Raw genomic sequence first — 19,000 nt, 5'->3', positions numbered from 1 at the left:
TCGTCTAAGATGACCGCCCTCCATAACATCACATTGCAATTTCAGAATGCCTTTTTAAGACTGACTTTTTTCCTCATTTGCACCGCGGCATTGTTCCTGGTCGGTGCCTGTCTTTTATCCGCCTTGGGGGTTCTGCCCTGGCTGTCCATGCAGGCCGGTTTCGGCAACGATCCGGCTATGGACGCGGGCATGTATATCCAGATCGGCCTGACCGTGCTGATTCTCATGCTGGCGTTCTATCTGCCCGCTAATGCCCGGATGATGGCGCTTGAAACGTCACATCGTAAGTTCTCATTGAACATGTATGACGTGGCTCAGGCCTACCACTTGGCTCATTCAGCGGATCGCGGTGAAACGTTTCTGCTGTCCTCGGAATTCGACGCAGTTAAGGAAAGGATGGCCTTCCTGCGCCACCACCCCGACCTGCAATCACTCGAACCCGAAATCCTGGAGCTGGCCGCACAAATGAGCCATATCAGCCAAGAGCTGGCAGAAACCTATGGCGATGCCCGAGTGAGCCGTGCCCGCACGTTCCTGCAGCAACGTCAGGAAGAGATCGAAACGTTCCAGAAACGGATCGAAGAAGCGCAGGTCATCCAGCATGAGCTGCGCCAATGGACCCACGATATCGAGATGGAAGAATCCATTGCCAAATCGCAGCTGGCACGTTTGCGGGACGAACTGTTTGAACTGCTGCCCGAATTGTCGGCACAGCTGCAATCGCCCGCCGACGACCGCGACCCGAAGAAATCGAGCGTCATAGCAATGTCGCCGCCCCGCGCCGCGGAATAGGCGCGACAGCGCCCGCCGGGGACGATGGCCCATCGGGCCTGAGGACGCGGCGCGCCACCGGCAGAGATGAAAGTCCTGCAAGGGCTTGAAGAACTGCCTGCGCTCGGGCACCAAGGCCGAATGGCAAAGACAACTTTCTCCTGCTCGGCCTGTGGCGCAACGCATTCCCGGTGGTCCGGGCGGTGCGACGGCTGCGGTGAATGGAACACAATCACGCAAGACGTGCCTCTTTCGGCTGGCCCTGCAAAGAAATCCCTCGGCGGCAAACGTGGCCAGTCCATTACACTCACGGACCTGTCGACCGAGGAAACACCGCCGCCGCGCACCTTGTGCGGCGTAGAAGAACTGGACCGCGTTTTGGGTGGCGGTCTGGTCCCGGCCTCGGCCCTGCTGGTTGGGGGCGATCCAGGTATCGGCAAGTCGACGTTGCTGTTACAGGCCGCAGCGCGGTTTGCACGTGCTGGCGTCAAGACGATTTACGTGTCTGGCGAAGAAGCCAGTGCTCAGGTGCGCATGCGCGCGCGCCGTCTGGGTCTAGAAGACGCACCGGTTCAACTAGCCGCCGAAACCAACCTGCGGAACATTCTGACGACGCTTGAGGCTGAGAAACCCGGTCTGGCCATCATCGACTCGATTCAGACCATGTGGGCCGACAATGTGGACAGCGCACCGGGCTCGGTGTCACAAGTCCGGGCCGCAGCACATGAATTGACCACGTTTGCGAAACGACACGGTGTTTCAATCATCATGGTCGGCCACGTCACCAAGGAAGGCCAAATTGCAGGTCCTCGCGTCGTCGAACATATGGTCGACACCGTTCTTTACTTCGAAGGCGAGCGCGGCCATCAGTTCCGCATCCTACGTGCGGTCAAGAACCGCTTTGGCCCTGCGGATGAGATTGGCGTGTTCGAAATGACAGGCAAAGGCCTGGCACAGGTAACCAACCCATCGGCCTTGTTTCTGTCCGAGCGCGGAACACCCAGCCCTGGGTCAGCCGTATTTGCCGGGATCGAAGGCACACGCCCCGTTTTGGTTGAATTACAAGCGCTTGTAGCTCCGTCCCCGCATTCACAACCGCGCCGGACCGTTGTCGGTTGGGACAGTGGCAGGTTGGCGATGATCCTCGCCGTGCTCGAAGCACGCTGTGGCATCCCTTTTGCAGGTCTCGATGTGTACCTCAACGTCGCCGGCGGATTGAAAATCGGTGAACCCGCCGCAGATCTGGCCGTTGCCGCAGCCCTGCTGAGTGCCCGAGAAGACACAGCCCTGCCCGCAGATACCGTTGTTTTCGGAGAAATCTCGTTATCTGGGGCACTTAGACCGGCCCCACAGACCGAAAACAGGTTGAAAGAAGCCCAAAAACTTGGTTTCACATCGGCAATCGCTCCGGCGGGCGGCAAAACCGGTACTGTGGCAGGTCTGACACTCACCCGACCCTCTGATTTGGTTGGGTTTGTTGGCGAAACCTTCGGAGCAGGTTAAAGTCGCCCCCTGAGGGGCAGAAAAAAACAGGCGAGGGCCATGGAAGGTTTTACAATAATTGACGGGGTCGTTGCCCTGATCGTCGTCGTTTCAGGCATTCTTGCCTATTCGCGCGGCTTCTTACGTGAGGTTCTGGCCATCGCAGGCTGGGTCGCAGCCGCAGTGCTGGCCTTTATCTTTGCGCCCCAAGCGGTGCCACTGGTCAAAGAGATCCCGGTTGTCGGTGATTTCCTGCGCGACAGCTGCGAATTGTCCGTCATCACGGGCTTTGCTGCGGTGTTCGCAGTTGCACTTATTATTGTCAGCATCTTTACGCCCTTGTTTTCGTCGATCGTCCAGCGATCTGCCTTGGGTGGTCTGGATCAGGCACTTGGCTTTTTCTTCGGCATCGCCCGCGGCATCCTGTTGGTTGCCATCGCGTTCTTTGTCTATGACACGGTGATGACGGGTCAGTCCTATACGATCGTGGACGAAAGCCGCTCGGCCAAGGTTTTCGAGCAGTTCAGCGACAAGATCGAAGAACAGAACCCCGAAGCGGCTCTTGGCTGGGTCACCCGCCAATATGAAGAACTGGTCGCCAGCTGCGCAGAAGGTTCCGCACCGGCCGAAGATCTGACGGCCCCCACGACTACGGAATAAATAGACTCGGAATAAAACCAAAGCCCGGCTAATGCCGGGCTTTTTTCGATGGTGCAGGATGAAGACGCTCCGCGAAGAACGTCTGGTTCGAGCCCAAACTAACCGATGCTGCATGCAGCACCAATGTCCGCTTCAATCTGAGTGGATTTAGCAGCACACCCAAAGGGTGATTGTCTTGCAAGGCAATATTACTTAGGCATGAAAACAAGTACATTTTGGTGGTTTTTTATGTTCGTAAAATATTCGGCTTCGATCTCAGTCTTAATTTGTGTCGTTGGACTCATTCTCACGTTGGTTTTGTTCTTCGATCCCATTCGTGCGAATTGGATGGGCGCTGAAAACTCCAGCACTACAACTACCGCAAATACAGTTATCGAGGTCGGAGCCCAGCCAGTTGCCGGAAAAGTTGACCCGCATCTAATCGCATATGTACGTTATCGGACGAGTGGCAAAGGAACTCAGGAGTTTTCATACCAGTTACGGATGCTTGAAGACTTCAAACTTGTGGGTGAAAATCCCCAGAGCCTCTGGCTCGAAACAATGCGCCCTGACTTACCCCAACACCCCGATGTTTCGCCCATCATAGGAAATTCGTGTTTAGAACCGCACCGTGGCGAAGCACTGACCAACGATAAAGACCTCGCGCTCGCTTATTCAAATTATGTGGTCTGCCGTGTTGTCGCCGAGAAACCTGATGGGTTTGATGGCGTCTATGACCAAGATGCGTCTCCAAAAGCAGTTATTGGGTTCCTCTGGGGTACACCTAATCATCAACCAGTTTCGTTGTCGCGAGAACGCTGTACTGCTGAAGCACGCGTTTGGGCAACCACGATTGCGCAACCCGATGACAGGTTCATTTTATGTGTCATGGTTGTGGATGCCGTTGAAGGTGTCGTTGAGAGTTATGCCTACGAACTGTCATCCGATTACGTTTTTGCCTTGCCACAAAATGGGTCCGAGATGACATCGCGGTGGCGGCGCAATCCGACCAAGCGGCGAGCTTCGGCCACCCTGCAAACGTATCTTCAGATTCAGGATTGGATCAAAAATGATAGTGGCCGAGAACATGCATTAAAGGAATCTGGTCCAAGCATCTTGACTGCGGTCTCAGAAACGCGACCGTCGCAAGATTTTAGCTTTGTCGAAGGCACCATCTCAGATCAGATGATCACACTGACGATTGAAGTTCGAAGACCAAACGAGTTTCGGACTTGGACAGGCAACATGGCGGCTCGCAAAGCAGCAAGCTGGCTTCGTAAACCATTGTGTAATTCGGAACATGGCGCGGCTCTAGTGGCGTACCAGCAGAATGTAACGAGCTTCCGCGTGACTTTTGTAAAACCGGACCAGTCTCTGCTAAGGGAAACATGGCTACCGCCAATACCCTGTATCTGAGGCTCGATGTCATTACCAGACCTTGAGGTGTTTTAAGCGGACGGCAACTTCGTCCGCATAACGGTCCTTGAATCAGGAATTTCAGTCGTTTCACCTACGGTCACACAAACCCTTCGCCTGCACAAACCGTGCATCTGATCGTCTTCAAACCGAAACAGCCGTTGCAGCGATTGAAAATCGGTTTCCCATGAATGTCGCGGCTTTTGATGACTTCACCCGACCCATTGCAGATCTGACAGGGTGCCCGCCCCATGCCCCTGCATCGGTGACACCGGCGCTTTACCGGTTCTTCTTTCTTGTTTCCTTGTTTGTGCTGCCACATGGCGGGTATCCGATCGAACCTTTATCATTGTCGAAAACTCACTATGTCGACCATGACAGCACAAGCCTGCGGCCCCTGCCACCTTTTCATGTTGTTTTTGGCAAAATCCGCATGCGTCAAATCGCGAATGTGATCCTTTGATGACACAGGCGCGCTTAGGCATTATGTGAGTGGCGAACTGACATGGAATCGGAGCTGCCGATCTTGCTGTATCTGTTTTCTTACGCGCTTGCCCTTGCGACGCTGGCGTGTTTGCGCCGCCAATCGGCCGGGCGACAATGCGTACAGATACCGCTGTCCAGACGGCCCGACCCGCACACCTAATCAACATAAACACGTCATGGAAATTGGAGCCCGTATATGTGTGGCATTTTAGGGATCGCAAGCAGGACACATGATGTCTTTGCGGAAATCTATGACGGGCTGCTGATGTTGCAGCACCGGGGTCAGGATGCCTCGGGGATTGTGACCTATACCGGCGAATTCTTCCGTGAGAAGAAAGCCAACGGGTTGGTCAAAGACGTCTTTAACGCCAGTGACGCCGAGACCCTGCTGGGACAGGTCGGTATGGGGCATGTGCGCTATCCTACAGCCGGATCGCTTAGCGCGGCTGAGGCACAGCCGTTCTTCGTCAACGCGCCCTATGGCATCTATCTGGTCCATAACGGCAACATCACCAACACCGCAGAGCAGCGCGAGAAAGTCACCGCCAAGTACAGCCGCCACCTGCGCACCACGTCGGATTCCGAGATTATGCTGAATGTTCTGGCGGACAAAGTGGCCGACGCGATTAAGGTCAACGGCAACGCCGAACCCATCCGCAACATCTTTGCCGGTGTGAAGATGACGATGGAACGCGTTCAGGGTGCCTATTCAGTGATCTGTCTGGTGGCCGGCGTTGGTATGCTGGCGTTCCGCGATCCCTACGGCATTCGCCCTCTGTCGGTTGCCAAGCGCGATGTGGATGGGGACGGCGACGACTATGCCTTTGCGTCCGAGGATGTCGCCTTCGGTATCAACGGATTTGAAAAGCTGCGCGATGTGAAACCGGGTGAGGCCATCCTGATTGACCTCGACGGTAACATGCACACGTTCCAGGCGGTTGAAGGTCAGCTTACCCCCTGTATCTTTGAATACGTCTACCTGGCCCGTCCGGATTCGCTGTTGGATGGTGTTTCGGTCTACAAAACCCAGATGCGTATGGGCCAGACGCTGGCGCGCCAGATTGAGGCTGCAGGCCTTGAGATCGACCGCATCATTCCTGTGCCGGACAGCGCGCGCCCTGTGGCGCTTGAGGTCGCGAAAGCCACGGGCATTCCTTACCGTGAGGGTCTGGTCAAGAACCGCTATGTAGGCCGCACATTCATCATGCCCGGTCAGGAAGAGCGTCAGAAATCCGTACGCCGCAAGCTGAACGCCGTTCCGTTGGAGTTCAAAGGCCACAATGTATTGCTGATCGACGATTCCATCGTGCGCGGCAACACGATCAAAAAAATCGTTCAGATGTGCCGCGAAGCCGGGGCCAAGAAGGTGTTCATCGCCAGCGCCTCGCCACCGGTGAAATTCCCCAACGTTTATGGCATCGACATGCCCACCAAGCATGAGTTGATCGCAAACGGTAAGAACATTGAGGATATTCGGCAGGAGCTGGGCGCAGACGCCCTGTTTTATCAGGATCTCGATGACCTGATTTGGTCCGCCAAGGAAGGTAACCCGGATATCGAATCCTTCGATTGCTCGTGCTTTGACGGAAATTACATTACCGGAAGCGTCAGCGAAGACTATCTGGACAACCTCGAAAACAGCAGCCGGGTCAGCAAGAAAAAACAGGACATGCAGGTGCCCGGCGGGTCCTGGAATGCGGCCAAACTGGCGTCCGGCTAAGAATACGCCCGCGAATCAGATTGCAGTGATGGCCCGTTTCGCAATTGCGATGCGGGCTTTTTCACGTATGGGCCACGCCTGATCGGTTGGTTTTCGCGCACAACTTTTCGATGAAGAAACCGCAATTGCAGGAACTTCAGCGGCGCAGTTATTCAGCCGCGCTATCGCGCAATCCCTGCCTCTTTAGTTCCTGTCCTTCGTTTGATAGCGCATTTGCCGAACCACTCATAAAACAAGGGGTCAGGCCGACGTGGCCAGACCGGAAATCATGTCAAACGCCAACGTCAAAAACGCGGCCACACAGACGGGCGCGCTAAAGAAGAACTCAGTCTCTGTGCTGGGCGTCTTTGGTCCGAAAGCTGACATGCGTGCGTTGGTGCGCCTGTCGTCAGGCCGGGTCAAAGAGGTCAAGCCCGGTAGCCGGGTGTCGTCGGGTACTGTGATTGCCATTGATGACGAAGGCGTCATGCTGCGACAAAGCGGCCAGACCAAGCGGATCGTAATCCCCGGAAGTTAATCTGTCTTGACGCCCTGCGCGCATGGGTTCAAACCGCCTTTATGACCGATCAGACAAAAATTGCCCTCATCACCGGGGCTTCGCGCGGTTTGGGTGCTGCCCTGGCCGAAGCTTTGGCACCCGAGTATCACATCGTCGCCGTCGCCCGCACCACTGGTGGGTTGGAAGAGCTGGATGACCGTATCAAAGCCAAAGGTGGTGCGGCCACGCTTGCACCGATGGATATCGCGGATCCGAACGCCATGGCGACCCTGTGCCGGGGGATTCATGACCGATGGGGCAAAGTTGATCTGTGGATGCACACTGCAGTCCACACCTCGGCCCTGACGCCTGCGCATTTCGTGGACCCCAAGGAATGGGCGAAGGCGGTCAACATCAACGCCACAGCCACGTCGGTTCTGATCCCGTATATCGCGCCCCTGTTGGGCGACAGCGGCCATGCGGTGTTTTTTGACGATCCCAAAGCGGGTGAGAAGTTCTATGGCATCTATGGAGCAACCAAAGCCGCGCAATTGGCGCTTGCCCGCAGCTGGGCGGTGGAGACAGAACGCACGGGTCCGCGCGTGTCGATCGTGGAGCCCGCGCCGATGCCCACGGCTGTGCGCGCTCGGTTCCACCCCGGCGAAGACCGCGATGTGTTGACCAGCCCTGCGGATGAGGCGGCCCGAATTCTGACGCTATTGTAGGTATAGCCCTTTTAGCCATGCCTCCGGTGGGGATATTTTGGCCAGATGTAGCGGGTGGTCTACGCGATATGTACGCCCTTGCGCCCAGCCAGATCGACAAAGAACTGCCATGCCACGCGACCCGAGCGTCCGCCCCGGGTGGCTTGCCATTCTATGGCCTCGGCGCGCAGGATCTCGGCGTCTACGGATACACCATGAGCCGCGCAATAGCGGTCGATCATCGCAAGATATTCATCTTGATCGCAGGGATGAAAACCCAGCCACAGGCCGAACCGATCGGAGAGCGAGACTTTTTCCTCGACCGCCTCTGACGGGTTGATTGCGCTGGAGCGTTCGTTTTCAATCATGTCCCGCGGCATCAGGTGACGGCGGTTCGACGTCGCGTAGAAAACAACGTTTTCAGGACGGCCCTCGATGCCTCCGTCCAGCACCGCCTTGAGTGATTTGTAGTGCTGGTCATCGTGGCTGAACGACAGATCATCACAGAATAGGATGAACCGGTGTGGGGCTGCGCGCAGATGGTTGAGAAGACGCGCGACCGAGCCCATGTCTTCACGCTGAAGTTCGACCAGTTTGAGGTCCGGAAAATCCTCCTGCAACGTACCGTGGACGGCTTTGACGAGGCTGGATTTACCCATGCCCCGTGCACCCCACAACAGCGCGTTGTTGGCCTTGTATCCGGCCGCAAAGCGGCGCGTGTTGTCCAGCAGCGTATCACGTGAACGATTAATGCCCACTAACAGGTCCAGATCGACACGGTTGACCTGTTTGACCGGCTCCAGCCGGTCCGGCTCAACTTGCCAGACAAAAGCTGGGGCAGCTTCGAAGTCGGGCGCGGCCAATGGGGCCGGTGCCATGCGTTCCAAGGCGTCAGCGATACGGTTCAGGGCTTGGTCGTTCATGGGCGCCTCCGGTCAGTTTTGCTGGTTTCAAACCATGTTCCGCCGGGCGCAACAAGAGCCGCGTACAAAAAAGGCGCGCCCTGACGGACGCGCCTGATTGTTACCGATCATCAAGATTACTTGCCTTCTTCTTCCTGAATGATCTCTTCATCCGCTTCTTCTTCGTCGTCATAGTATCCATCGGCGCGCAGTTGTTCCTCGCGCTTCTTCTCAACACGTGCGACCAGGAAGATCGAAACCTCGTACAGCCCATAGACGACCACGAACAGGATGACCTGCGTGATCACGTCAGGCGGTGTCACCAGCGCGGCCAGAACCAGAATGGCAACCACAGCGTATTTACGCACGCCCCCCAGACCTTCGGCAGTTACCAACCCGGCTTTGCCCATCAGGGTCAATAGAACCGGCAGCTGGAAACACAGCCCAAAGGCCACGATGAACTTGATCGTCAGGTTCAGGTATTCCTGTGCCGAGCCCTGGAAGACCACGCTCAGCGGCGCTGTGGCGGTGCCGTCAACCACTGCCTCGCCTTCCGCTCCGAACTGCTGGAAGCCCAGGAAAAAGTCGTAAGCTAGTGGCGTGACTACGTAAAATGCAAAGCTTGCCCCCAGCAGGAACATGAACGGCGACGCCAGCATGAACGGCAGGAACGCATTCTTTTCTGTCCGGTACAGGCCTGGTGCCACGAACCGCCACATCTGCATCCCGATATAGGGGAATGCCAGTATGAAGCCGCCCAGCAACGAAACCTTGATAGCGACGAAGAAACCTTCCTGCGGTGAGATGAAGATCAGCCCACAATCCTGTCCGCGATCAGCTAGAACCTGACACAAGGGATTCGTCAGGAAGTTAAACAGCGGCGTAGCGACCGTGAAACAGATTATCATCCCGATCAGGAACGCCACGACGCAGTGAATCAACCGCGTGCGCAGTTCTGCCAGATGCTCGATCAATGGGGCCGAGCTGTCTTCGATCTCGTCGGTATTGCTCATGTCTTGCTTTCAGTATTCAGCGCGGCTTCGGCCTCTTCAGCCTTGGCTAGCGCATCCGCAGCTTCTTTGGCCTTACGCTCGGCAGCGGCACGCGCGGTCGAGGCCTGGATCTTCTTGGCCTGCTCGGCACGTTCAGCAGCCAGCTTGCCGGTTTCGCTGTCGGGGTCGAACTTGGTCGGGTCCATGCTCTTGGCCATTTCCTGTGCAGCTTCTTTGACGCCGTCCATGGCAGTGTTCACAGGATTGGTAGCCGCATTCAGACCCTTCTTGATCTCGTTCACTCCCGCCTGATCCGCTGCCTCGTTCATGGCGCTGCTGAACTCGCGCGCCATGCCACGGGCCTTGCCAACCCAGCGGCCGACATTGCGGAACAATACCGGCAGATCCTTTGGCCCCACAACGATCAGGGCAACAACGCCGATGACCAGAAGCTCGGTCCAGCCCAGATCAAACATCTGCGCTTAGACCTTGTCTTTGTCTGTCTCGGGCGTGACGTCTTTGGCCACTTCGGACGCGTCCTGCTCCAGCTCGTCCGCACCTTCTTTGACGCCCTTCTTGAACGAGGTGATGCCTTTGCCCACTTCGCCCATGAGTGAGCTGATTTTGCCGCGGCCAAACAGCACCAGCACCACAACGGCAATCAGCAGAAGACCGGGAAGTCCGATATTGTTAAGCATGTCTCTTCTCCTTTGAAGTCGGCGCACGCGCGCCGGGAATGTGATCTGGCACCGTGTTTACGCGCGGGCGGTCCAGCGCAAAAGCGTGTCGGCCCGGTTCTGTGCCCAAAAATGAACGGATCACGCGATTTTTGAGGACTCGCAATTCTCAACTGACAGGTTTATGTCAGTTGAGAGCACGTAGAAAGGCCCTGTCTCATCAAAACAGGAGCATGACGTGACACAAATCGCAGAAACCGTAACCTTCAAACTCGCAGCCGATGTAACAAAGGAGGATTTCGTGAACATCATGAAAGGCACCGAATCCTTTGTTCGCAACGCAGATGGCTTTGTCTTTCGGCGCCTCAGCGCAGGTGATGACGGGCTTTGGACCGACACCGTCATCTGGGCCGACATGGATTGCGCTCAATCCGCCGCCGTTGCCTTCCCCAAGCAGGATTTTGCCCCCGCGGTGATGGCTGCAATCGCGCCGGACACGGTGACTATGCGCCATGATGCAATCTATTGGACCATCGGAGCGTCATGACACACAGGACATCCCATGCGCCGCTCTGACCGGCTGTTCGATATCATCCAGATCCTGCGCGACGGTAAACTGCACCGTGCGCAGGACATCGCGGACCGACTTGAGGTGTCGGTTCGCACCATCTATCGCGACATGGATACGCTGGTTGCCTCGGGCGTCCCCGTCGAGGGCGAACGCGGCGTGGGCTACATGGTGCGTGAGCAGATCACCCTACCCCCTCTGAACCTGACCCCTGCCGAACTTGAGGCGTTGAACCTCGGTATGGCCATCGTAGCCGAAGCCGCAGACCCCGACCTCAAGGCCGCAGCCACGTCGCTGGCCGACAAGATCGATGCCGTGTTGCCCACGCAAGTAGTGGCCGAGGCTGATAGTTGGAAATTTGCGGTCTATCCCTTTGCCGATGCAGCGCGTGGGCTGGCGCATATGGCCCCGATCCGCGCTGCCATCAAATCCCGCCAGAAACTCCGTCTGTCTTACCGTCGGATCGACGGCGTTCTGACTGACCGGGTCATACGCCCGCTGCACATGGAATACTGGGGGCGCGTCTGGACGCTGACGGCGTGGTGCGAGTTACGTCAGGGGTTCCGTGTTTTTCGCATAGACCTGATCGAAGCAATCTTGCCCCTGCCCGAGGTCTTCGCAGACGAGCCCGGCAAGAGCCTAAGCGATTATGATCCGCACGCGTGACGGGCTTCATCTTTTCTCAAATACTCTGGCAGAAGGTACGGCCCGCTCAGGGCCATAACCCTCACCGCAGATAGGGTTCCGGATCGACAGATTCGAACCCTTTACGCACCTCGAAATGGACGTAGGCATTGTCGCCGCCGCGCAAGGAGGCGATCTTTTGGCCGCGCTTGACGCGAGCACCCTTTTTCACAGTGATGTTCTCGACATTCGCGTAGACGGTCAACAGATCGCTGTTGTGCTTTACCACAATGATCGGCACCTGATCTGCGTCGGCCGTGATTGCGGCGACGGTGCCCGCAGCGGCAGCGTTAACCGGGCTACCCGGCGAGGCCGCAATGTCGATGCCTTCGTTCGAGCCCTTTTTATAGGTGCGGATGATCGTTCCTGTGACCGGCAGGCCAAGCGCAGAATTGCTTTGCGTTGTGGGTGCTTCGGCGGTCACGTCTGGCGCGGGCTCTGCCGGCTTGATATCTTCATCGGGCAGCGGTTGCGTCGCACTGGGCGGGGTCGGCGTGGGCGAGCCCTGCCCGGGTTGGGTGATCGTGGTCGCAGGAACGGTTGCAACGGCAGCTTCCTGACGGGGTGCTGCCTGGTTCTTGATGGGAATCAGTAGAAACTGTCCTTCGCGGACGGTAAAGTCAGACCCCAGCCCGTTCCACTCGGCCAAGGCATCTACCGGCACGTTATACAAGCGGGCGATCGTATACGCGGTTTCGCCGCGCTTGACCTTGTGGCGAATGGGCTCGGGTCCCACCGGCGCAGGGGCTGGTGCAGGCGCGGCGGCTGGTTGTGCCGGTTCCAGCGTCGATGTGCGCACCGACCCATCCGCCGGAGCTGCGTCAATCGCGGTGCCTGCGATTGTCGCGATATCAACAGAGCTGGCCGCGCTGACGGTACGGGGCAAGGCGACCACCTCGCCATCACGCAGCTGGTCCGCAGCTTGCAATCCGTTAAAACGCGCGACTTCCGCTGCCGGTAATCCGACCCGGGCAGCGATATCGCCAACCGTGTCGCCCCGGCGCGCAACGGCCACTTGATAATTGGGATAGGTGATCACGCCACGCGCATCCGGAGCAGGCCGGTTCGCGGTGGCCGCCTGCGCCGCATCGGCCGTGGAAAAACCACCGACATTGCCGCGCAGATCATAATCTATGGGGCCCTCGCATCCCGCGAGGAACGCCAAAGACGCAACACCTGCTGCGACTGCTGATTTGGAAACTGCTCTCATTTTACTGTCCTCACCGCCTGCCCCTGTTGTCCGGGGTTCCAGCGCTTATCGCGAAATATTTCTTTACGCTCCGTCTTTGCCAAGCCCTTCTAGCAGGGGCACGAACCGAACGGGCAACAATTCATCATAGTCCAGGCCGGTTTCGGTGCGTCTGACCCGGATCAGGGTCTGAACCGCATCCGACTGTCCCACCGGCAAGACCATGATACCGCCGATTTTGAGCTGCGCCAAGAGCGGCCCGGGCGGGTCCTCGGCGGCGGCTGTCACAATGATACGATCAAACGGGGCTTGTTCCGACAAACCGAACGACCCATCCGACAGCATCGCCGTCACATTGGTCATCCCCAATTCTCGAAATAGCTCGCCAGTTTCGCGCACCAGACGTTTATGACGTTCGACCGTATAGACCCGGCGCGCCAGCTTGGACAGAACCGCCGCCTGATAGCCCGAGCCTGTACCAACCTCCAGCACAGTATCACGGGGGCGCACATCCAAAGCCTGTGTCATCAGCCCCACCACTGAAGGCTGGCTGATCGTCTGGCCACAGGCAATCGGCAGCGGTGTATCCTCATAGGCACGCTCGGCGAACAGACCTTTGACGAAACGTCCCCGATCGACCTGTTCCATCGCGGCCAGAACGCGCGCATCCGTTACCCCGCGCGACCGCAGAGCAAAGAGGAACTGCATGGTTGTTTCTGGATCAAGCCCGCTCATTCGACCGACTTCAGTTGTTCCAGAACGTCATGGGCCGTCAGGTCCGCACGCATCGGTGTGACCGAAATGTAGCCCCCAAGGTTAACTGCCGCATCGGTTCCGGGTGCTGTCGGATTGTGCTGATAACCGCCCTTGATCCACAGGAACCGCCGACCCGAGGGCGAGCTGTGCGGTTCAACCGAGAAATTGGTATCCCGGCGAAAACCCTGCGGCGCGATGCGCGTCCCCAGAACCTCATCCGCCGGCACAGGTGGGAAATTCACGTTGTAAAACAGGCGGTAATCGCCCTGCTCTTCAGGCGTTGCTTTCAGAATTCGCCGCACGAGGTCGGCCCCGTAACGCGTTGCAGCCTCAAAAGGATCATCCAGACCCAGGTTGCGCGGTCCGAAATACTGCGACAAGGCAATCGCAGGAATACCCTGCAGGGCAGCTTCCATCGCCCCACCCACCGTGCCGGAATACAGCGTGTTCTCGGCCGAATTGTTGCCCCGGTTCACACCGGACAACACCAGATCGGGCGGCGTGTCTTTCATGACGTCGTGCAGTCCGGCCAACACACAGTCAGCGGGCGAGCCTTCGGCGGCATAGCGGCGTTCGCCCAGCTTGGCGACCATCATTGGGTGGGTATAGCTGATGCAGTGGCCGACACCCGATTGTTCGAACGCAGGTGCTACGACCCAAACCTCGCCATCCGGGCCTGCCAGATCGGCGGCAATCGCCTCAAGTGCGATCAGCCCCGGGGCATTGATCCCGTCATCATTGGTCAGAAGTATACGCATAAGCCCCATCCACCCGGCGTTTTGCCCTTGATAGACCCGCCCCCGCGTCGCGGCAAGCAAAGCGCGCGTCCAATCTGATGCTTTCGCGCACCACTTGGCGCTAAACTGTGGCTTTCCAGCCTAAACCGGGAAAACGAAACACCTGTCGCGACGAATGGTCAGCCACATGACCCGTCCCGGACTGGGAACAAAGACATTGGGCACCGTCGCCCTCAGGATCGAGCCGTCATGGTCCATCCGAAATTCAACAAGGCTTTCGTTGCCCAAAAACCGTGCCCGCTCGACCACGCCCCGCGCCGCAACGCCGTCGGTCGGTGTCGGCAGCGGGCCCTTGCCGTTACGGTCAAAGTCCAGCCGCACGTGCTGTGGGCGGAATACGATCTCGACATCTGTATTGTCCGGAACGCCGGGTGCCAGAAATTGCCCGAATGGCGTTTCGGCCAAGGCTCCATTCACTTTGGATGGTAAAACATTGATATCACTAAAAAACGCCACCGCCGCCTTGTCCGCCGGGCGGGTAAAGACGTTGTAGGGCGCGCCTTGTTGCACGACTTTACCGCGCCGCATCAGGGCGATTTCATCCGCCATGCGCATCGCTTCTTCCGGCTCATGCGTGACTAGAACAACTGCGGCGTCCTCTTCCTTGAGGATCGCAAGCGTTTCATCCCGAATGCCGTCCCGCAACCGGTTGTCGAGGCCCGAGAAAGGCTCATCCATCAACATGATCCGCGGACGCGGGGCCAATGCGCGGGCCAGTGCCACACGTTGCTGCTCGCCACCTGACAAATGATGCGGGTAGTCGTCGACGAAACGCATCAGGTCGACCTTGCGCAGCAGTGCTTCGACGCGGGCGCGTTTTTCGTCCCTATGCCCCTTCAGGCCAAAGGCCACATTGTCGGCAACGCTGAGATGCGGAAACAGGGCAAAGTCCTGAAACATCAGCCCTATTTCACGCCGTTCGGGCGGCACACGAAACACCGTGTCACAGATCAACTTGCCATCGACATAGATTTCACCGGATTCCTGCATCTCGACCCCGGCGATCATGCGCAGGGTTGTCGACTTGCCGCAGCCTGACGGGCCAAGCAGACAGGTCACCTGCCCCGCCCGCACCGTCAGCGAGACGTCATCCACAACGACCCGCCCCTCATACCGGGCGATCAGATTTCGGATTTCCAACCGAGGAGGAGTAGCGTTTTCTGTCACCGATGGGCCCCGTTGCCTTTCCCGATCAATTCCATCGGGCTTAGGCGGGGATAACAACCCCGCCCCTCAGGTGCAAGAGATCAGCAACAGCCGCCTGATGGGGCCTCGCCCGTGGCTTCAAACGGGCTTTCACCACCGCAGCCTTCGAATATCCCGTAATGGGTCGAGAAATCGCCAATGAAGTCGAAATGCCGGGCAAAACGGGTGTCTTTCAACATCATCCAAGTGTTGCCGCAGACAGGAAAGACCTTGCCTGCCTCGATCGCGTGGTGATCATCCAGTTCGAACAGATGCGGGGCGTTCGGGATGGTGCCCTTGTAGATCACGGCCTGGCCATAATCCTCACACGCAGGTTCCAACTCGGGCAGCTTGAACAGACGGTAGGTGGCGGACAGGAATTTAAGAGGCGCAACACGCTCTTCGAGCACCGCGTTTTCAATAGTCAGCGGACGATGCGTGACACGGCGCGGATCGCCAAAGCCCGCTTTGCGCGACATCGACAGAAAATCGTTCCAATACAACGCGCCGGACAGGCATTCACCGTACAAAACCTCATCCTCGGCCATCTCTTTAGGCACTCGGCGGTCGGCGTAGACGTCCGAGAAATACATCTCGCCCCCGTCTTTCAGCAACCGATGCGCACCACGCAAAACAGCCTCTTTATCGGTGGCCAGATTGATCACGCAGTTCGAGACGATAATGTCAAAAGAACCGGGTTCCAGGTCAAGCTCGTCCAGCTTTTCGATATAGCCATGGTGGAATTCCACATTGCTGTCAGAATGCCCAAAGGCTTGCGCGTGATAGTCCTGATGCGCCCGCGCGACGTCCAGCTGTTCCGGTGTCATATCCACACCCACAACGCGCCCCTTTTCACCTACCATTGCGGACAAGGCATAAACATCACGTCCCGCACCGCAGCCGAGATCCAGAATGCTCATCCCCTCAAGGTCGTGCGGAGCGATCAGACCGCAGCCATAGTAGCGCGTCAGAACTTCGTCATGAATTTTTGACAGGATCTTTTTGACATGATCCGGCATGTCATCAGGCGTACAACACGCGTTTGTCTGCAAGTCCGAGCTGCCCTGCAAGACTTCGCCATAGTAATTCTGCACTGCCTCATGCTTCATCGCGGTTATCCTTCTGTCTGATGGCTGCATAGCAGCTAATGCAGCGCGGGGCTTGGCGCAATCCGAGCCTTTAGAATCTGACGAAAGCGTGAGGGGTTGTAGGGGTTATGCCAACAGTTCGAAATCAACACCCGCGCGCAGTTTGCCGTTAACCTGTATCTCAAGCCGATGCGCACCGGGGATAAGTTTGAACGTGGTCGCGTCACCTTTAAGCTTGTGCTTTTTGGTCAGGGTAAGAGCACCATCTGCCAAAGCGGACTGTTTCAGCTTGTGTACCTTGGTTGAGGTTTTGCCCCCAGGTCTTTGAAAATGAACAATGTAATCAACCAAAACTGGTTGGTCGCCGTTACCACTCAGCATTACATCGAATTCCAGCGCACCGCCGATCTGGGCATCACCCTTGATGGTGACATCGGCCGAAACCTTCGCGTCCGGGTCAAAACCCAGAGCCTTCATGGCGCGCGGATGGCCTGCTTTCACAAGCCCGCGCAAAGTGTGCGAGGTCATCCAGCCCATCTCGGCCTGATCCTGCCGCCCGTTCCTGCCCCAATCCTGCAACCGGTCCAAAACCAGATCCGGGTCTTTCTTGGTGATGTCATTCAGGTGGTTGGCCACTGAACGGGTGACATATCGCGTCCCATCGGCATGCAGCCGATCCAATAGAGGCAGCGGATCGGTCAGGTCCAGCCCCACCGCCTGCCCCCAAGGCAGACGCGGCCTTGTGCCTTCGCTTACAAGTCGGCGCACGTGATAGCTGTCATGCACGCACCACTCCTGCATCCGCGCCAGCACCTGTTCCTGATGGGTGTTGAGGAACGGACGTATGGCCCATTCCATTGAAAACCTCTGAGTCAATTCCTCAAGCACATCCAATGACTGCTCCGGATGATCCATCCCCACGGCAACAACCCAGTCACCCAGCGGTGCAAAGATGAAATCACCAAAATCATCATCCGTTTTGCCGGGATCCAAAGGCGGCGGCAAGGCGCGCAGCAGCGTAGGTGCGATCTGAGGCAAGTCGCCCGGCACCGCCTGTTGCAGACATTCGGCGATCCAGGCCATCCTCTCTTTCAGCTCCAGATCCAGCAGACGTGACATGACCTGCGCCTCAAACGACTCGGCATCAAAGGTCGGGTCCGCGCCCGCGAAAAATCCCGCCAAATAGCGGATCTTTTCGACATTAAACAGTTGATCTTTAAGCGAGAAGTTTTGTGCCATGATCACATCGTCAGATTGGTGGCGCCACCGTCCAGCAGTATGTTTTGCCCGACTATGAAACCAGCGTTCTGCGAACACAGGAACGCACAGGCTGCACCAAATTCTTCACGCGTTCCATACCGGCGCGCCGGGATGGTTGCCGCGCGTTCAGCGCGCGCCTCGTCCATCGAAATTCCTTTTTGCGCGGCGACACCACCATCCAACGAATCCGCCCGGTCAGTGGCATGAATGCCCGGCAGCAAGTTGTTGATCGTCACACCTTTTGGTGCGACCTGACGCGCAGTTCCGGCAACATAGCCTGTCAATCCGGTGCGGGCCGCGTTCGACAGACCCAGTGCGGGGATCGGTGCGCGCACAGATTGCGAGGTGATATTCACCACCCGGCCCCAGCCTTTGTCCATCATCCCAGGCAACAAAGCCTTCATGAACGCAATTGGCGTCAGCATGTTGGAGTCCAGCGCTTTGATGAAATCATTGCGATCCCAGTCCGACCACAAACCCGGGGGCGGGCCTCCAGCATTTGTCACAAGGATATCAACATTCTGCGCGGCTTCGATTACCTGCTCTTGCCCGTCAACCGAGGTCACATCGCAGGCGACGGTTTGCACGTCCACCCCATGTTCAGATCGCAGGCGCGTGGCCTCGGCTTCCAAAGCCTCAGACCCGCGCGCGTTCATCACCAGATCAACGCCGGCCGCTGCAAGCGCCTCGGCACAGCCCAGACCCAGACCTTTGCTGCTGGCACAAACCAGCGCGCGCTTTCCTCTAATTCCCAGATCCATCTGATCCTCCCTGTCTTTGCCGCACATCTAGCACCAGCCTTTCAGGGAAGACCAGAAACCAAAACACGTTAGTAAAAGAACTCTTCGCGCACGATCTTGCCATCCGCGACGTGGTAAATGGCGACTTCGCGCATATCAAAGCTGTCACCGCTTTCCTCAACAGTACCCTTCACTTCGAAAATTACGGAAAAGCGGTCCTCACCATGCACAAATGGGTCACTTACCGAAGCTTCGGTTACATCATGTGCGCCTTCCCACCATTCGTGTTTGCCGCGGATTGCGTCGCGCCCGGCGACTTCGCGCCCCATACCCGAGTAATCCACAGCTTCGACAGAAACAGCATTGTCTGCATAGAGCTTATCCAAATTCGCTTTGGCCCGGCCCTCGCGGCAACCAGCGACCAGTTCGTTTGCGATTTCTTTTAAATTCATCACACCTCTCCATT

General features: G+C 57.4%; 22 protein-coding genes. 10 read left to right on the top strand and 12 right to left on the bottom strand.

Annotation, left to right across the window (positions count from 1 at the left end):
• The first annotated feature begins 9 nt into the window (after positions 1-9).
• From AC2FLA_RS08775 to AC2FLA_RS08740, 8 genes are all read left to right on the top strand, one after another.
• Positions 10-792, top strand: coding sequence for a DNA repair protein (locus AC2FLA_RS08775; protein WP_496721679.1), 783 nt, complete (start codon positions 10-12; stop codon positions 790-792).
• A gap of 120 nt (positions 793-912) precedes the next feature.
• On the top strand, positions 913-2,274 hold the full coding sequence (gene radA, locus AC2FLA_RS08770; RefSeq protein ID WP_058278214.1) for a DNA repair protein RadA: 1,362 nt from the start codon (positions 913-915) through the stop codon (positions 2,272-2,274).
• A gap of 39 nt (positions 2,275-2,313) precedes the next feature.
• Positions 2,314-2,913 carry a CvpA family protein gene (locus AC2FLA_RS08765; RefSeq protein WP_058271814.1) on the top strand — a complete coding sequence of 200 codons (600 nt, stop codon included), beginning with the start codon at positions 2,314-2,316 and terminating at the stop codon, positions 2,911-2,913.
• A gap of 141 nt (positions 2,914-3,054) precedes the next feature.
• On the top strand, positions 3,055-4,308 hold the full coding sequence (locus tag AC2FLA_RS08760; RefSeq protein WP_496721678.1) for a hypothetical protein: 1,254 nt from the start codon (positions 3,055-3,057) through the stop codon (positions 4,306-4,308).
• 187 nt (positions 4,309-4,495) lie between these two features.
• The gene (locus AC2FLA_RS08755) at positions 4,496-4,771 is read left to right on the top strand and encodes a hypothetical protein (protein WP_496721677.1); all 276 of its coding nucleotides are present in this window, start codon (positions 4,496-4,498) and stop codon (positions 4,769-4,771) included.
• 219 nt (positions 4,772-4,990) lie between these two features.
• On the top strand, positions 4,991-6,514 hold the full coding sequence (gene purF, locus AC2FLA_RS08750; RefSeq protein WP_496721676.1) for an amidophosphoribosyltransferase: 1,524 nt from the start codon (positions 4,991-4,993) through the stop codon (positions 6,512-6,514).
• A 268-nt stretch (positions 6,515-6,782) separates the two neighbouring features.
• A complete protein-coding gene (locus AC2FLA_RS08745) occupies positions 6,783-7,031 on the top strand; it encodes a hypothetical protein (RefSeq protein ID WP_058271935.1) in 249 nt (82 codons plus the stop codon).
• A gap of 41 nt (positions 7,032-7,072) precedes the next feature.
• A complete protein-coding gene (locus AC2FLA_RS08740) occupies positions 7,073-7,717 on the top strand; it encodes an SDR family NAD(P)-dependent oxidoreductase (RefSeq protein ID WP_496721675.1) in 645 nt (214 codons plus the stop codon).
• Positions 7,718-7,776: 59 nt separating this feature from the next.
• Here AC2FLA_RS08740 and AC2FLA_RS08735 read toward each other — a convergent pair whose 3' ends face one another.
• From AC2FLA_RS08735 to AC2FLA_RS08720, 4 genes are all read right to left on the bottom strand, one after another.
• Positions 7,777-8,619, bottom strand: coding sequence for an ATP-binding protein (locus AC2FLA_RS08735; protein WP_496721674.1), 843 nt, complete (start codon positions 8,617-8,619; stop codon positions 7,777-7,779).
• Positions 8,620-8,735: 116 nt separating this feature from the next.
• Positions 8,736-9,611: a twin-arginine translocase subunit TatC gene (gene tatC, locus AC2FLA_RS08730; protein WP_282118280.1), complete on the bottom strand. Its 876-nt coding sequence runs from the start codon at positions 9,609-9,611 to the stop codon at positions 8,736-8,738.
• Positions 9,608-10,066, bottom strand: coding sequence for a Sec-independent protein translocase protein TatB (gene tatB, locus AC2FLA_RS08725; protein WP_058271821.1), 459 nt, complete (start codon positions 10,064-10,066; stop codon positions 9,608-9,610). The genes tatC and tatB overlap by 4 nt, the downstream gene beginning before the upstream one ends.
• Before the next feature lie 6 nt (positions 10,067-10,072).
• Positions 10,073-10,288, bottom strand: a complete 216-nt coding sequence (locus AC2FLA_RS08720) for a twin-arginine translocase TatA/TatE family subunit (protein WP_058271822.1) — start codon at positions 10,286-10,288, stop codon at positions 10,073-10,075.
• Positions 10,289-10,505: 217 nt separating this feature from the next.
• Between AC2FLA_RS08720 and AC2FLA_RS08715 the strand changes: the two genes are divergently transcribed.
• Together AC2FLA_RS08715 and AC2FLA_RS08710 are read left to right on the top strand one after the other, a co-directional pair.
• On the top strand, positions 10,506-10,814 hold the full coding sequence (locus tag AC2FLA_RS08715; RefSeq protein WP_496721673.1) for a hypothetical protein: 309 nt from the start codon (positions 10,506-10,508) through the stop codon (positions 10,812-10,814).
• 15 nt (positions 10,815-10,829) lie between these two features.
• Positions 10,830-11,501, top strand: a complete 672-nt coding sequence (locus tag AC2FLA_RS08710) for a helix-turn-helix transcriptional regulator (RefSeq protein ID WP_058271824.1) — start codon at positions 10,830-10,832, stop codon at positions 11,499-11,501.
• A 61-nt stretch (positions 11,502-11,562) separates the two neighbouring features.
• On the opposite strand, the gene AC2FLA_RS08705 is transcribed toward AC2FLA_RS08710, so the two are convergent.
• The 8 genes from AC2FLA_RS08705 to AC2FLA_RS08670 all read right to left on the bottom strand — a co-directional run bounded on the left by AC2FLA_RS08705 (position 11,563) and on the right by AC2FLA_RS08670 (position 18,986).
• A complete protein-coding gene (locus AC2FLA_RS08705; protein WP_496721672.1) occupies positions 11,563-12,729 on the bottom strand; it encodes a peptidoglycan DD-metalloendopeptidase family protein in 1,167 nt (388 codons plus the stop codon).
• A 63-nt stretch (positions 12,730-12,792) separates the two neighbouring features.
• Positions 12,793-13,443, bottom strand: a complete 651-nt coding sequence (locus AC2FLA_RS08700) for a protein-L-isoaspartate(D-aspartate) O-methyltransferase (RefSeq protein ID WP_058271826.1) — start codon at positions 13,441-13,443, stop codon at positions 12,793-12,795.
• Positions 13,440-14,222, bottom strand: a complete 783-nt coding sequence (surE, locus tag AC2FLA_RS08695) for a 5'/3'-nucleotidase SurE (RefSeq protein ID WP_282151362.1) — start codon at positions 14,220-14,222, stop codon at positions 13,440-13,442. Before surE ends, AC2FLA_RS08700 begins: the two co-directional genes overlap by 4 nt.
• A 120-nt stretch (positions 14,223-14,342) precedes the next feature.
• Positions 14,343-15,428: an ABC transporter ATP-binding protein gene (locus tag AC2FLA_RS08690; protein WP_496721671.1), complete on the bottom strand. Its 1,086-nt coding sequence runs from the start codon at positions 15,426-15,428 to the stop codon at positions 14,343-14,345.
• A gap of 80 nt (positions 15,429-15,508) precedes the next feature.
• On the bottom strand, positions 15,509-16,555 hold the full coding sequence (locus tag AC2FLA_RS08685; RefSeq protein WP_496721670.1) for a methyltransferase domain-containing protein: 1,047 nt from the start codon (positions 16,553-16,555) through the stop codon (positions 15,509-15,511).
• Positions 16,556-16,660: 105 nt separating this feature from the next.
• On the bottom strand, positions 16,661-17,773 hold the full coding sequence (locus tag AC2FLA_RS08680) for a YhaZ family DNA alkylation repair protein (RefSeq protein ID WP_496721669.1): 1,113 nt from the start codon (positions 17,771-17,773) through the stop codon (positions 16,661-16,663).
• A 2-nt stretch (positions 17,774-17,775) separates the two neighbouring features.
• Positions 17,776-18,555: an SDR family oxidoreductase gene (locus tag AC2FLA_RS08675; RefSeq protein WP_496721668.1), complete on the bottom strand. Its 780-nt coding sequence runs from the start codon at positions 18,553-18,555 to the stop codon at positions 17,776-17,778.
• 68 nt (positions 18,556-18,623) lie between these two features.
• Positions 18,624-18,986: a SnoaL-like domain-containing protein gene (locus tag AC2FLA_RS08670; RefSeq protein WP_496721667.1), complete on the bottom strand. Its 363-nt coding sequence runs from the start codon at positions 18,984-18,986 to the stop codon at positions 18,624-18,626.
• Positions 18,987-19,000 lie beyond the last annotated feature (14 nt).

It is taken from the genome of Ruegeria sp. CDSA033, assembly GCF_059612305.1.
Note: the sequence above shows the minus strand (reverse complement) of the source record. Positions and strands in the feature narration are given on the sequence as shown.